General features: G+C 40.7%; 14 protein-coding genes. 10 read left to right on the top strand and 4 right to left on the bottom strand.

The window, feature by feature from the left end; all coding sequences use genetic code 11:
* Positions 1-165: 165 nt before the first annotated feature.
* Together phhA and H5120_RS11005 are read left to right on the top strand one after the other, a co-directional pair.
* Positions 166-963, top strand: a complete 798-nt coding sequence (phhA, locus tag H5120_RS11000) for a phenylalanine 4-monooxygenase (protein WP_182674379.1) — start codon at positions 166-168, stop codon at positions 961-963.
* Positions 964-1,000: 37 nt separating this feature from the next.
* Positions 1,001-1,345 carry a 4a-hydroxytetrahydrobiopterin dehydratase gene (locus H5120_RS11005; protein ID WP_002958326.1) on the top strand — a complete coding sequence of 115 codons (345 nt, stop codon included), beginning with the start codon at positions 1,001-1,003 and terminating at the stop codon, positions 1,343-1,345.
* Between the two features lie 237 nt (positions 1,346-1,582).
* Here H5120_RS11005 and H5120_RS11010 read toward each other — a convergent pair whose 3' ends face one another.
* From H5120_RS11010 to map, 4 genes are all read right to left on the bottom strand, one after another.
* Positions 1,583-2,215 carry a hypothetical protein gene (locus tag H5120_RS11010; protein ID WP_182674380.1) on the bottom strand — a complete coding sequence of 211 codons (633 nt, stop codon included), beginning with the start codon at positions 2,213-2,215 and terminating at the stop codon, positions 1,583-1,585.
* Between the two features lie 169 nt (positions 2,216-2,384).
* Positions 2,385-3,212: a 2,3,4,5-tetrahydropyridine-2,6-dicarboxylate N-succinyltransferase gene (gene dapD, locus H5120_RS11015; protein WP_002958324.1), complete on the bottom strand. Its 828-nt coding sequence runs from the start codon at positions 3,210-3,212 to the stop codon at positions 2,385-2,387.
* 9 nt (positions 3,213-3,221) lie between these two features.
* Complete coding sequence (gene glnD / locus H5120_RS11020; RefSeq protein ID WP_182674381.1) at positions 3,222-5,840, bottom strand: [protein-PII] uridylyltransferase; 2,619 nt, start codon at positions 5,838-5,840, stop codon at positions 3,222-3,224.
* Positions 5,841-5,870: 30 nt separating this feature from the next.
* Complete coding sequence (gene map, locus H5120_RS11025; protein WP_002958322.1) at positions 5,871-6,656, bottom strand: type I methionyl aminopeptidase; 786 nt, start codon at positions 6,654-6,656, stop codon at positions 5,871-5,873.
* Positions 6,657-6,927: 271 nt separating this feature from the next.
* Between map and rpsB the strand changes: the two genes are divergently transcribed.
* The 8 genes from rpsB (at position 6,928) to rseP (ending at position 14,557) form a co-directional block, all read left to right on the top strand.
* The gene (rpsB, locus tag H5120_RS11030; RefSeq protein ID WP_002958321.1) at positions 6,928-7,656 is read left to right on the top strand and encodes a 30S ribosomal protein S2; all 729 of its coding nucleotides are present in this window, start codon (positions 6,928-6,930) and stop codon (positions 7,654-7,656) included.
* 104 nt (positions 7,657-7,760) lie between these two features.
* Positions 7,761-8,612, top strand: coding sequence for a translation elongation factor Ts (gene tsf / locus H5120_RS11035; protein WP_002958320.1), 852 nt, complete (start codon positions 7,761-7,763; stop codon positions 8,610-8,612).
* A 158-nt stretch (positions 8,613-8,770) separates the two neighbouring features.
* The gene (pyrH, locus tag H5120_RS11040) at positions 8,771-9,520 is read left to right on the top strand and encodes a UMP kinase (RefSeq protein WP_024596498.1); all 750 of its coding nucleotides are present in this window, start codon (positions 8,771-8,773) and stop codon (positions 9,518-9,520) included.
* Positions 9,521-9,569: 49 nt separating this feature from the next.
* Positions 9,570-10,091, top strand: coding sequence for a ribosome recycling factor (gene frr / locus H5120_RS11045; protein ID WP_206013162.1), 522 nt, complete (start codon positions 9,570-9,572; stop codon positions 10,089-10,091).
* 244 nt (positions 10,092-10,335) lie between these two features.
* Complete coding sequence (locus tag H5120_RS11050; protein WP_024596497.1) at positions 10,336-11,115, top strand: isoprenyl transferase; 780 nt, start codon at positions 10,336-10,338, stop codon at positions 11,113-11,115.
* 19 nt (positions 11,116-11,134) lie between these two features.
* Positions 11,135-12,001 (top strand): phosphatidate cytidylyltransferase, encoded by an 867-nt coding sequence (locus H5120_RS11055; protein WP_024606268.1) that lies wholly within the window; start codon positions 11,135-11,137, stop codon positions 11,999-12,001.
* Positions 11,998-13,203 carry a 1-deoxy-D-xylulose-5-phosphate reductoisomerase gene (gene ispC, locus H5120_RS11060; protein ID WP_182674382.1) on the top strand — a complete coding sequence of 402 codons (1,206 nt, stop codon included), beginning with the start codon at positions 11,998-12,000 and terminating at the stop codon, positions 13,201-13,203. The genes H5120_RS11055 and ispC overlap by 4 nt, the downstream gene beginning before the upstream one ends.
* 1 nt (position 13,204) lies before the next feature.
* Positions 13,205-14,557 carry a sigma E protease regulator RseP gene (gene rseP / locus H5120_RS11065; protein WP_182674383.1) on the top strand — a complete coding sequence of 451 codons (1,353 nt, stop codon included), beginning with the start codon at positions 13,205-13,207 and terminating at the stop codon, positions 14,555-14,557.
* Positions 14,558-14,643: the final 86 nt, after the last annotated feature.

Raw genomic sequence — 14,643 nt, forward strand, 5'->3', positions numbered from 1 at the left:
CAGGTGTAATGTTAACTTTACGATCTAGGTGATCGCGCTAAATACTGATATTAGCCTATCTATTAAACTTTTCTTCACTTTTGCATAGTATGGGGTCATTCGATATTCAATAGGTTTGAGTATCACACTGACACCGATTTAGGGCTCACACCCAAGAAGGTACTTATGGCTAAAGCAAGTAAATACACATCCAAAACACCAGACGAAAATGGTGTTATACACTGGAGTGATGAAGAGAATAAAATTTGGTCTGAGCTTGTAGCGCGCCAACTTGAGTGCATTGAAGGCAAAGCCTGCAGTGAGTACATGCAAGGGTTAAAAAAGATCAACCTGCCGCACGACCGTATTCCGCAGTTAAGCGAACTAAACGAAGTATTGTTAGCCACTACCGGGTGGCAAGTTGCACCAGTACCTGCGCTTATCGACTTTGATGAGTTTTTTAGATTACTGGCAAACAAGCAGTTTCCGGTAGCTACATTTATTCGTAGCCGCGAAGAATTTGACTACCTACAAGAGCCAGATATTTTTCATGAAATATTTGGCCATTGCGCCATGCTAACTAATCCTGACTTTGCCGAGTTTACGCATAAGTACGGGCAATTAGGTTACGCAGCGCAGAAAAAAGACCGTGTATACCTTGCGCGTATATACTGGTTTACAGTCGAATTTGGTTTAATGCAAACCGAAGACGGTCTGCGTATTTACGGCGGTGGTATTTTATCAAGCCCAGGGGAGACTCAGTACGTATACTCAAATACGCCAGAAATCAGCCCAATGAATGTGCTTGATGTACTGCGTACGCCATACCGTATTGATATTATGCAACCACAGTACTACACCATAAATTCGATTCATGATCTGTTTGATATATCGCAAATGGATATTATGACTTTGGTTGAGCGAGCTAAAGAGCTTGGTTTGCACGACCCAAAATTTCCACCAAAAGAAAAATTAGCCAGTTAAATATTAATGCTAAAAAAGCTAAAAGTAAGGATTTAGAATGTCTTCATTAAGTGCACAAAAATGCGAAGCCTGTCATGTAGATGCGCCAAAAGTATCTGACGAAGAGTTAGCGCAATTAATTACTAAAATCCCAGACTGGGTACCAGAAGTACGTGACGGCATTATGCAGCTTGAGCGTGTTTATAAATTTAAAAACTTCAAACAAGCTATCGCGTTTACCAATAAAGTAGGCGACATGGCAGAAGACGAAGGCCATCACCCAGGTTTATTAACCGAGTGGGGCAAAGTAACCGTAACTTGGTGGAGCCATTCGATTAAAGGCCTACATAAAAACGATTTTATTTGCGCAGCTAAAACAGACGACGTATTTAACGCGCTATAATTAAAAGTATTAATTGAGCAAACTCAAAAGCACTTATTTTTATAAGTGCTTTTTTATTTAAGCAATAAAAGTTATTAGTTGTCAGCTATCAGTGACGAGCAACTCGAAGTTAAATTTATCGCCGTAGGTTGGGTTGAGTGAAACGAAACCCAACGGTCATTTGAAAGGATTTGTGTTTAAAGGTAATGTAAAAGGCTCGTTTTTTATAACGCTAGTATCTTGAGCATAATTATATTACTACTCCCAAGGCTCTTTTAAAAAACCTTTCTGATGAAGCCTTTTGTAAGGGATTTTATACTTTTTTTTATAATAAGCAGATAATATATTAGAGCCAGTTATAGCCTCATGCTTTTCTGCATAAACTTTAATTAACTTCAAATATGAACTTGCGGAAGTATATAAATCTAATTGCATAATTTCTTGACTCAAATAATCATATTCTTTGCTTGGATCTAAATCATCAATATTTGGAATTACCTCCTCCCATCTTGGAAAGGCCAAAGCAGTGATAGGGTCTAAGAAAGTGTAATTGATCTCTTTTCCACGAATCTTGAGGTTTAATAAAGTTTCTTTTAAAGGTGTTGCAAAGTCACACTCTATTTTGCTAAGCATAGTTTCAATTTGATTAGATTGAGTTTGTTTTTTCAATAGGGCTATTTGGTCTGATTGTTGTTTCAGTGTAGAAAGTAAAGCAATCAAAGCTAGTGCCGCTATATAAGGCGACATTATTCCACCAAAATAAGAAGCGATAAAAGCCCAGTGTTCTACATTGCCAGAAAGCTGAGGTTTAAAAGAATAAATTAAAGGAGCGACAGTTAGAATAATTCCTATTAGTAAGAAAATTATTAATCTTTTCGTTAGTTTTTCCATGCATGCTCTAATTAATGTTTTTTTATAAGTAAATATTTCAATCGAGTTATTTATATAATAAAAGCTCCAAACCAACGGCCTAGAGCTTTTAATATACAATCACACTTTTGCTAAAACACTTCACTTCAAAGTATCGTTGGGTTTCGTTTCACTCAACCCAACCAACGTGTTACTCATCAATTGAGCGTAGTAGGGCGTTTATGCCTACTTTTTCACGTGTTTGTTTATCTACTTTCTTCACGATAATTGCAGCGTAAAGGCTGTGGGTGCCATCTTTTGACGGTAGTGCGCCTGGTACAACTACGGCGCCTGCAGGTACGCGGCCGTAGTGAATTTCGCCAGTTTCACGGTCATAAATACGGGTGCTTTGGCTGATGTAAACGCCCATTGAAATTACCGCGCCTTCTTCAACAATTACGCCTTCAACAATTTCAGAACGTGCGCCAATAAAGCAGTTGTCTTCAATGATGGTTGGGTTAGCTTGTAGAGGTTCTAAAACGCCGCCTATGCCTACGCCACCTGATAAATGTACGTTCTTACCAATTTGTGCACACGAGCCTACAGTCGCCCATGTATCAACCATGGTGCCGTCGTCAACGTATGCGCCAATGTTTACGTACGATGGCATAAGTACGACGTTTTTACCTACAAAGCTGCCTTTACGCGCTACAGCGTTTGGTACTACGCGCATACCACCTTGTTGAAATTGCTCTGGCGTGTAGTCGCTAAATTTAAGTGGTACTTTGTCGTAAAACTGGTTTACGCCGTCGTTCATTGGTTGGTTGTCGCGAATACGAAACGACAGTAATACTGCTTTTTTGAGCCACTGGTGTACAACCCATTCACCTGATATTTTTTCAGCAACGCGTGCTGCGCCGCTATCAAGTAAATCAAGTGCGTCGATAATGGCTTGTTTTACGTCGCTTGATACTGTGCTTGGGCTAATGCTATCGCGGTTGTCCCATGCGTTTTCGATCATCGTTTTTAAATCTGACATGTGTGTCCTCTATTCTGTTTCGGCGTTGAATTTTTTACGTAATGCCTGATGAATTTTTGCTTGCTCTTCATCAGTCAGCGCTTGGTATTCGTTATTAGATACAACAAAGAAATCCTCGGCACGTTCACCTACCGTTGTAATACGGGCAGCGTGAATGTGTAGTAAATGCGCTTGGAAAACTTCGGCTATTTTGGTTAGTAAACCTTGTATATCGACGGCTTGAATTTCTATTAAGCTACGGTCTTTGCGTGCATGTGGGCGCAACACAATTTTAGGTTTAATATTAAAATCTTTAAAGCGTTGAGAGCGGCTCTTTTTAAAGCGAATTTTTTTACGTGGATCGCTAAGTGCTTGCTCAAGCCCGCGTTTAATTGATTGCGCTCGACCGCTCGCTATAGGGTCGCCACTTACTTCAAGTATTACAAAGCTAAACAGGACGTAACCGTCTTTTGTGGTCAGTACTTGCGCGTGCTGTATATGTGCTTTTTTAGAGCCAATTACACTCACTAATCTTGCAAATAGTGCTCCAGAGTAAGGGCTGTATACAAATACTTGTGTACCACCATGCATTGCTTTGTTAGATACAATTACACTGGGTTGGCTTAAATCGGTGCTGCTTAATAAATGCTCACTTTGCCACGATATTTGTTGTTCGCTAAAGGCGGTAAAGTAGTTGGCTTTAAAGCGACTCCAAATTAAATCAATTTTATTCTCAGGGTAACCCAAGTTGAGTAGACGTTGTTTAGCTTGGTGCTTTTTATCGCGAATTTGGTCGCGCTGATCCATTGGGTTTTCAAGCCCTAGGCGTAATGCGCGCTGCGTGTGCAAGTATAATTCACGTAGTAGGGTGTTTTTCCAATCGTTCCATAAGTTGTCGTTGGTGGCACGGATGTCGGCAACGGTTAAACAATATAGGTAATCGAGTTGGCGCTCTGTTTTAATACGTGTTGCAAAGTCTTTTATTACAGCAGGGTCGTTAATATCTTTACGCTGCGCGGTAACCGACATAAGTAAATGGTTACTTACAAGCCATGCTACTAATTTCGAATCAGAGGATGAAAAACCATGTAATTTAGCAAAGGCTATAGCATCAACAGCGCCAAGTTCTGAGTGATCTCCCCCTCGGCCTTTAGCAATGTCGTGAAATATACCGGCTAAATAAAGTAGCTCTGGTTTGTCCATTCGAGTGACTATTTCACTACAAATAGGAAACTCGCTAATGCTTGTTTTATCAAAGTATTCGTAAATATTTTTGATTAATTTGTGAGTATGCTCATCTACGGTGTAGGCGTGAAATAAATCGAACTGCATTTGCCCAAATATATTACGCCACTGCGGTAAGTAGGCGGCAAGCATGCCGTGCTTGTGCATAAGCGTAAATGCGCGGCCCATACCATTAGGGTGTTTAACTAAGCGTAAAAAGGCTTCACGACAGGCTGCATAATCTTGTAAATCCCCTAATAAACGGCGGCGTACTTGGCGGATTGTACGAATAGTGCTTGGGTAAATATGCGTTATTGCAGGGTTGTCTGCTATGTGCTCAAACAATACAAAAAGTTGGTCACGTCTAAAAAATACAGATGGATCTTTTACGCGTATTTGATGGCCCACTTGCTCAAAGTTTCTGTCGAGTACTATCACTGTTTTTTCACTACTTTCGGGCATGATACTTTGTTCAAAGTATGAAAGTAGCATTTGGTTAAGTTCGCGCACGCGGCTCATTATTCTAAATAAGCGCTTCATCATACGCTCAACAGAGGCTTTACCGTCGCTACCAAAACCTAAAATTTCGGCGGCTTGTGGTTGATGATCAAACAATAAGCGGTTTTCAGCCCGACCTGCGGCTAGATGCAGTGCAAAGCGAATATTCCATAGGTTTTCTAGGCACTCTGAAAGCTCTTGAAACTCTTCATGGGTTAAGTAGCCGTGACTTATTAACTCTTGCAGAGTTTCGGTTCTAAAGTGCTTTTTTGCAACCCAAATAATGGTTTGCAAGTCGCGCAGGCCACCGGGGTTTTCTTTAATGTTTGGCTCAAGATTATACGCGGTGCCGTGGCACTTTTTGTGACGTAAGTTTTGTTCTTGAACTTTGGCAGTAAAAAACTCACCGGAGCGCCATACGGGTGTTTCTAGAATATGCGTTTTGAGTTTTTCAAACTCAATATGATTACCAAAAATAAGGCGGCTTTCAAGTAAGCTGGTGGCAAAAGTAACGTCTTCACGTTTTTGATCAATGGCTTGTTCTATCGTGCGCACGCTGTGACCAATCTCTAAGTTGAGATCCCATAGCATGGTGACAAACTGGCCTATTTTTTCGCATATTTCTTCGCTTGGCGGTTTAGTTACAAGCAATAAAAAGTCGATGTCGGAGTAGGGATGTAGCTCGCCACGTCCGTATCCGCCTACTGCTATTAATGCTAAATCAGGTTCGCGCGCTAAGTCGTAAACATGAAAAAGCTTAATTAGTAGGCGGTCAATAAACTCAGCCCGGGCATTAATTAAATTCCCAACCGGTTGTTTAGAAAATTCGTTATGTAACCATTTATAAAAATAGCTAGAACAATCGCGATAATCACTAAGTTGCTCTGCATCGCTGAGCAACTTTTTTACTTTGTTGGGTAATGCCACGTGGGCTGGCTCCTAATTTCTTATTTATTATTAGTGTTCTATGATCCTGTCGATAGTATCATCTGATCGTAGCGTTAAAATTTCAACACCATTTTCAGTCACTAATAAAGTATGTTCCCACTGTGCAGACAAGCTGCGGTCGCGAGTTACTACAGTCCAATCATCTTTAAGTAGCTTACATTGGCGTTTACCCGCATTAACCATTGGCTCAATTGTTAAGCACATGCCCGCTTTTAAAGTTTCGCCAGTGCCCGCTTTACCGTAATGCATTACTTGTGGTTCTTCATGAAATCCTGCGCCAATACCGTGGCCGCAATATTCACGAACAATAGAGTAATTAAAACTTTCTGCATATTTTTGAATAGCTGAGCCAATATCACCTAAGCGCACACCAGGTTTTACCATTTTAATAGCAAGGTATAAGCTTTCTTGTGTTACTTCGGCAAGACGCTTAGCTTGGATGTTTGGTGTACCAACGTGGAACATTTTAGAAGTATCGCCGTGGTAGCCATCTTTAATGACAGTGACGTCAATATTTACGCTGTCGCCTTCTTTTAATGCTTTGTCATTTGGAATTCCGTGACAAATAACATGATTAACTGACGTACAAACTGATTTTGGAAAGCCATGATAATTTAACGGAGCAGGGATTGCTTGTTGCACATTAACAATATAATCATGACAAAGTGTATTTAGCTCATCGGTGGTAACACCCGGCACTACATGAGGGCCGATCATTTCAAGTACATCGGCCGCTAAGCGCCCAGCTACGCGCATTTTCTCTATTTCTTCAGGGGTCTTGATAATAGCGCTCATTGAGGCTCCAAAGTTGAGTTTCTAACATTTGTCGCCGAACAAATTTTGCACGCGACGTTGAGTATTTAATTTTAATATGGTATAAAGCGCGCCGTCTTTTTACAAATAAATTCTTAAATGATTTTTTGTATTTAAGGCAAACACAATTTTATTTTAACACACACACGTATCGTCACATACACTTGGGTGCATTTGAAGTTTAATTACTTCGGTGTTGGTGCTATGGGATATGTGGAGGCCTAACCCTAAACAACTATAGAGGATCTATAAAATGGCAAACGTTTCAATGCGCGATATGCTTCAAGCTGGTGTTCACTTTGGTCACCAAGCACGTTACTGGAACCCTAAGATGAAGCCTTTCATCTTCGGCACACGTAACCGTGTACATATCATCAACCTTGAGCAAACTGTACCAATGTTCAACGACGCACTTAAGTTTTTATCAAGTGCTGCAGCAAACAAAGGTAAAGTTCTTTTCGTTGGTACTAAGCGCGCAGCAAGCGACGCAGTTAAAGCAGCTGCTTTAGAAAGCGATCAGTTCTTCGTAAATCACCGTTGGTTAGGTGGTATGTTGACTAACTGGAAAACTGTACGTCAATCAATCAAGCGTCTTAAAGACCTTGAAGCACAAAGCCAAGACGGTACTTTCGAGAAATTAACTAAGAAAGAAACGTTAATGCTTAACCGCGAAATGGAAAAGCTTGAAAAGAGCCTTGGTGGTATCAAAAACATGGGCGGTCTTCCAGACGCGCTTTTCGTTATCGATGCTGACCACGAGCACATTGCTATCCGTGAAGCAAACAACCTAGGTATCCCTGTTGTTGCAATCGTTGATACTAACTCTAACCCAGACGGCGTTGATTACATCGTTCCTGGTAACGATGATGCTATCCGTGCTGTAAGCCTTTACACTAGCGCTGTTGCAGCTGCTATCACTGAAGGTCGCGAGAATAACATCGTTGCTCAAGCTGAGAAAGACGATTTCGTTGAAGCTGAGTAATTAGCTATCATCAAGTCTTCATCTTTTTAAGGTGAAGACTTGTTATTCTTGTAGAGCGGGTAACCCGCTTATCTAAACCAGATTTCAGATTTGAGGATTTACTAATGGCTGTAACTACTGCCCTAGTTAAAGAATTACGCGAGCGCACAGGCGCTGGCATGATGGATTGTAAAAAAGCGTTAACTGAGACTGATGGCGACATCGAGTTAGCGATTGAAAACATGCGTAAAAGTGGCGCTGCTAAAGCTGCTAAAAAAGCAGGTAACATTGCTGCTGAAGGTACTATCATCATCAAGCAAAACGCTGGTGTTGCAGTACTAGTAGAAGTTAACTGTCAAACAGACTTCGTTGCAAAAGACGTAAGCTTTTTAGCATTTGCTGATAAAGTTGCTGAAGCTGCAATTGCTGACACTCTTACTATCGAAGACTTACAAGCTAAGTTTGAAGAAGACCGTGTTGAGCTAGTAACTAAAATTGGCGAAAACATCAACGTACGTCGTCTACAGTACATTGCTGGTGAAAACCTAGTTGAGTACCGTCATGGCGACCGTATCGGTGTTGTTGTTGCAGGTGTTGCTGATGAAGAAACACTTAAGCACGTTGCAATGCACGTTGCTGCTTCACGTCCAGAGTACTTAACTCCTTCAGACGTACCAGCTGACGTTGTAGAAAAAGAAAAGCAAGTACAAATCGAAATCGCGATGAATGAAGGCAAGCCTGCTGAAATCGCTGAGAAGATGGTTGTTGGTCGCATGAAAAAATTCACTGGTGAGGTTTCTCTTACTGGTCAAGCTTTCATCATGGAACCTAAAAAATCTGTTGGCGATATTCTTAAAGAGAAAAACGCAACAGTTACTGGCTTTGTACGTGTAGAAGTTGGTGAAGGTATCGAGAAGAAAGAAGAAGATTTTGCTGCTGAAGTTGCTGCTCAAATTGCAGCTGCTAAAGGTCAGTAAGATTAACTATTTGTGATGCAAAAGGAAATTAGATGCAATTAAAGTACTATTTGGTTTTGCTTCACAGCTAGAAATTCTTTAAAATAACCGCGCTTTTATGTTTAACATAAGCGCGGTTATTTTTTATCCATAATTCAATAAAAGTTGGCCCCTATACTATGACTATCAATCGCAAACCTATTTTTAGACGTGTTCTTCTCAAATTAAGTGGTGAAGCTTTAATGGGAGACGAAGGCTTCGGCATCGACCCAAAAGTTTTAGACCGTATGGCACAAGAAATTAAAGAGCTAGTAGAGCTTGACGTAGAAGTGGGTTTAGTTATTGGTGGAGGTAACTTTTTACGCGGTGGTTCACTTGCAGAAGCAGGTATGAACCGCGTAGTAGGCGACCACATGGGTATGCTTGCAACGGTTATGAACGGCCTTGCAATGCGTGATGCGCTACACCGTGCATTTGTAAACTGTCGTTTAATGTCGGCTATTCCGCTAAATGGTGTATGTGACGCTTATAACTGGGCTGAAGCAATTAGTTTATTAAAAACTGGCCGCGTTGTTATTTTTGCAGCGGGCACTGGTAACCCATTTTTTACTACCGATTCTGCAGCGTGTTTACGCGGTATCGAAATTGAAGCGGATACAGTAATTAAGGCGACTAAAGTGGATGGTGTGTACAGTGATGATCCTGTTAAAAACCCAGAAGCGACGCTTTACAGCCACTTAAGCTACAATGAAATCATTGAAAAAGAATTAAAAGTTATGGATTTAGCGGCATTTACTCTAGCCCGCGATCACAATATGCCATTGAGCGTATTTAATATGAATAAATCAGGCGCGCTAAAACGCGTAATTATGGGTGAAGAAGAAGGAACACTTATTTCTTCACAAGCCTCAGATGAAATAATCAAATAATTAGGATTAAACCGTGATTAACGATATTCAAAAAGACGCGCAAGCGCGCATGCAAAAAAGTGTAACTGCACTAGGTAGCCAATTATCTAAAATTCGTACTGGCCGTGCACATCCTGCAATCCTAGATGGCATTATGGTGTCGTACTACGGTGCACCAACGCCTTTAAACCAAGTTGCTAACGTAACAATTGAAGATTCTCGTACACTTGCTATTGGTGTATTTGATAAGTCTTTAGCGCAAGCTGTTGAAAAAGCAATTATGGCGTCTGACTTAGGTTTAAACCCTATGTCGGCAGGTACTGTTATTCGTGTACCACTTCCTCCACTTACAGAAGAGCGTCGTAAAGACCTAATCAAAATTGTACGTGGCGAAGTTGAAGGCGGTCGTGTTGCTATTCGTAACATTCGTCGTGATGCTAATGGCGATGTAAAAGGTCTATTAAAAGATAAAGAAATATCTGAAGATGAAGCGCGTCAATCAGATGATGCGATTCAAAAACTTACAGATAAGTTTATCAAAGAAATGGATACGCTATTAGCTGCTAAAGAAGCCGAGTTAATGGAAATCTAAGTAAGTCCCTGTTTATCTTTTAAGGTTGAATTTGCAGTAGTGTGTTTGGTTTTAAGGCAAGGCAGAGCCTACGTAATGTGGTTGTTTTCCATTATTAGGCGATAGCAATGCATAAAACCTAAAAATGCGCTGCCCAAAGGGTTCTGCCTAGATTGAATAAATTACAATCGTGAAAGGTCGACAGGACCTATTAAAATTATTAGTTTTGAAACGCCGTCTAGGGTATACTAGGCGGCGTTTTTTTATGGAATACTCAATATTTATGGTTCTAGATGCTGACACAATTTCACAGCAATGTTTACCCAAACATGTTGCTATCATCATGGATGGGAACGGACGTTGGGCACAAGCTAGAAATAGACCTCGTGTGTATGGGCATAAAAAAGGCGTAGACGCAGTTCGTCAATCTGTTCAGTTTTGTACTAAATTAGGGATACAATCGTTAACCTTATTTGCTTTTAGTAGTGAAAACTGGCGCCGCCCTGAAGACGAAGTAAACACTTTAATGGAGCTTTTCTTATTTGTTTTAACAAAGGAAGTTAAAAAGCTTCATAAAAACAATGTAAAACTGACCATTATTGGAGACTTATCACGATTTTCTGAAGGATTACGTAGCAAGGTAGACGCTGCGCATAAGCTGACTGAAAATAACACCGGATTGCGCTTAAATGTTGCAGCTAATTACGGTGGTCGTTGGGATATGGCTAACGCGGCTAAACAACTTGCTTTGCAAGTTGCGCAAGGCACACTCAACGCAGAAGATATTACAGAAGAGCGCTTAGCACAGCATATGAGCATGGCAGATCAGGCTGAACCTGATTTACTTATTCGCACTGGTGGCGATGTTCGTATTAGTAATTTTTTACTATGGCAAGTTGCTTATGCAGAACTTTACTTTACCGAGACACTTTGGCCTGATTTTAATGAAGCAGCATTTGCTGAGGCTATAGCGTGTTACGTTGCCAGAGAGCGACGTTTTGGTTGTACGGGCGAACAAATAAAACAATTACTCGCTCAAACCTAAATAGAATAAGGGTCACATTTTGTTAAAACAACGAATTTTAACCTCTCTAGTGCTTGCACCATCGGCATTAGCTTTGGTTTTTTATACACCGCTTACGTTATTTAGTTACTTTGCCGGTGCAATAGTATTATTAGGCGCATGGGAATGGTCTGCGTTTATGGGTTTATGCGATAAGCTCAAACGAGGTGCTTTTGTTGTATTGATTGCAGCCTTACTTGGTCTGCTTAATTTACATTGGCCTATTGAATCACTATGGGAAAATGGCAAGCTAGTAGGTGATGCAAATTACGTATTTACGCTTTCGTTTGCTTGGTGGATTGTTGCTAGTTATTTAATTTGGCGCTATCCAGAAATGGCTAAAGCGTGGAATGAAGGTTTAGTAATGCGCGGCATTGCAGGTTTATTAACACTTGTGCCGTTATGGCTTGCACTAAATACGCTGCGCAGTGCGCAATATGCTGAATCAACACATTTTGGCTCTGTACTTATTTTAGTCGTATTGGGTATTGTGTGGAGTGCAGACGTAGGCGCTTATTTTTCAGGTAAGAGCTTTGGTAAGCATAAACTTATGCCAAAAGTGAGCCCTAATAAAACAATTGAAGGGTTAGCAGGCGGTGTAGTCGCTTCTATCATTTTTGTTTTAGCATTTTGTCACTTTACCGATGTTGATTTAGGTGTTTGGCCTATCTACGCGATAATGACTGCATTTATTGCATTGTTCTCTGCGGTAGGTGATTTACTTGAAAGCATGTTTAAACGTGAAGCCGGTTTAAAAGATAGCGGCCGTTGTTTACCTGGGCACGGCGGTATTTTAGATCGCATTGACAGCTTAACGGCTGCAGCTCCAATGTTTGTAATGTGCTATGCGTGGACTCTTAGTTTATGAGCCAAAAGCAATTGCTGGTTATTTTAGGCGCAACAGGTTCAATTGGTTTAAGTACACTAGATGTTGTATCGCGCAATAAAGAGTTGTTTGATGTTTTTGTTTTAGCTGCAGGGCAAAACGCAAAAAAAATGGCTGAGCTGTGTATTGAACACGAACCACTTTATGCGATTATGGCTACCCAGCAAGCCGCTGAGCAGTTATCTGCTTATTTAGCTAATACACCATGCCAAACGCTTGTTATGCACGGCGAGCAAGTAATGTGCGACTTATGTGCTCACCCAGATGTTGATGTCGTGATGTCGGCAATTGTAGGTGCAGCTGGTTTACTGCCAACATTAAGTGCAGTAGAAGCAGGTAAAAAAGTACTCCTTGCTAATAAAGAATCGTTAGTTATGTCAGGTCAGTTGTTTATTGATAAAGTTAAACAACATAAAGCGACCTTGCTGCCAATTGATAGCGAACATAATGCTATTTTTCAATGTCTACCTTCTTCGTTACAAAGTGCCAAAGGCGATCAAAATTTACAGCAACATGGCGTAAGTAAAATTTTGCTTACCGGTTCTGGTGGCCCGTTTTTAACGCGCGATATAAACACATTAAAAGATGTAACTGTAAGTGAAGCCGTGGCGCATCCTAACTGGTCGATGGGTCAAAAAATATCAGTAGACTCGGCCACTATGATGAATAAAGGCTTAGAGTTTATTGAAGCTAAGTGGTTATTCAATTGCGACACCAGTGATATAGACGTAGTGATTCATCCACAAAGTATTATTCACTCAATGGTGCAATATCACGATGGTTCTATTTTAGCGCAAATGGGTAATCCGGACATGCGAACGCCAATTGCCCATGCGCTTGCGTATCCTGAGCGTATTAACGCCGGTGTTAAACCATTAAACTTTTCTGATATTTGTGACTTCTCGTTTACTAAACCCGATTTTTCTCGTTATCCAAACCTACAATTAGCGATTGATGCGTGTAGTGCCGGACAAGGTGCTACCACAACAGTAAACGCAGCAAATGAGATAGCAGTAAGTGCATTCTTAAACGGTAAAATTGGTTTTACTGATATATACAAAATAAATGCACAAACGCTTGAAGCTGCAACGTATACCAATGTACAAAGCTTAGATGAAATTTTAGAGTGCGATAAATTAGCGCGTATTAGCGCTTCAGAATTTATAACAAAAGTGGCGCATTAATATGTTTGATTTTTTTTGGAATCTTGGCTCATTTATTTTAGCGCTTGGTATTTTAGTGGCCATACATGAATATGGCCATTTTTGGGTTGCGCGAAAAATGGGCGTTAAAGTGCTGCGTTTTTCAATTGGTTTTGGTAAGCCACTATTAAAATGGCACGATAAATACAATACCGAATATGTGATTGCGGCTATTCCATTAGGCGGTTATGTAAAAATGCTTGATGAGCGTGTTGATGACGTGCCGGCAAACCAACGTCATTTATCGTTTAACGCTAAATCTGTACAAGCACGTATTGCCATAGTTGCAGCGGGTCCAATGGCCAACTTTTTGTTTGCCATTTTTGCTCTTGCTGTAATGTATATGGTGGGTGTGCAGTCGGTAAAGCCTGTGATAGGTAGCATTACCGAGGGTAGCCGGGCAGAGCAAGCGGGCATTATGCCTTCTCAACATATTATAAAAATTGGCGATGATGATATAACGACATGGCAAGATGCCACGTTTGCACTTATGTCTAATTTAGGTGAAGAAAGCGTTGAAGTGATAGTGCGCGATAAAAACCTTCAGCCACGTGATAAAACCCTTAATTTAGAGGGGTGGAAACTAGATCAGCAAGACGTGCCACCACTAAGCTCGTTAGGTATTGTACCGTTTAGACCTCAAGCCACTTTAACAATTGCCGCCGTAACTAAAGACTCAGCTGCAGAGCACGCTAATTTACAAGTTAATGACACAATTTTGGCTGTAAACGGTGAAACAATAAGCAATTGGCAGCAATTAGTTAATCTTATTACGCAATCAGCTAACAAATCTTTACAATTTAGTGTAAAAAGACAAGATACTATAAAAGCCATTACAGTAACCCCTAAAGGGCGCATTGATAATAACGGTATTGAGCAAGGCTTTTTAGGCGTTGCTCCTGTTGTACAGCAATGGCCCGATGGTTATGTAGAGACTAGACATTACGGCCCGCTCGATAGTATCGTGCGAGGCACAAAAGAAACGTGGCGCTTAATTACACTCAGTTTTGACATGATTGGGAATTTAATTACAGGCCAGGTTTCGGTTAAAAATTTAAGTGGCCCTGTGGGCATTGCAGTAGGCGCTGGAACTAGCGTAAGCTATGGGTTAGTGGCCTTTTTAAGCTTTTTAGCCTTAATAAGCGTTAACTTGGGTGTATTTAATTTATTACCCTTACCAGTGCTTGATGGTGGACACTTAATGTATTACATAATTGAACTTTTTCGTAAAAAGCCGGTCTCTGAAAAGACACAAGAGTTTGGTTTTAAAGTGGGCGCCTTGTTGCTCATTTTTCTAACATGTTTCGCTTTGTTCAATGATGTATCGCGTTTGTAGTTTTACAGCGTGGCAAATTACTAATTAGAACACGATTGTAAAGCACCACTTTAGTAGGGTGTTATGCGGTAATACAGTTGTAAAGG

This window comes from Pseudoalteromonas sp. SR43-2, from assembly GCF_014163885.1.
In the GTDB taxonomy this organism is placed as follows: Bacteria; Pseudomonadota; Gammaproteobacteria; order Enterobacterales; family Alteromonadaceae; genus Pseudoalteromonas; species Pseudoalteromonas distincta.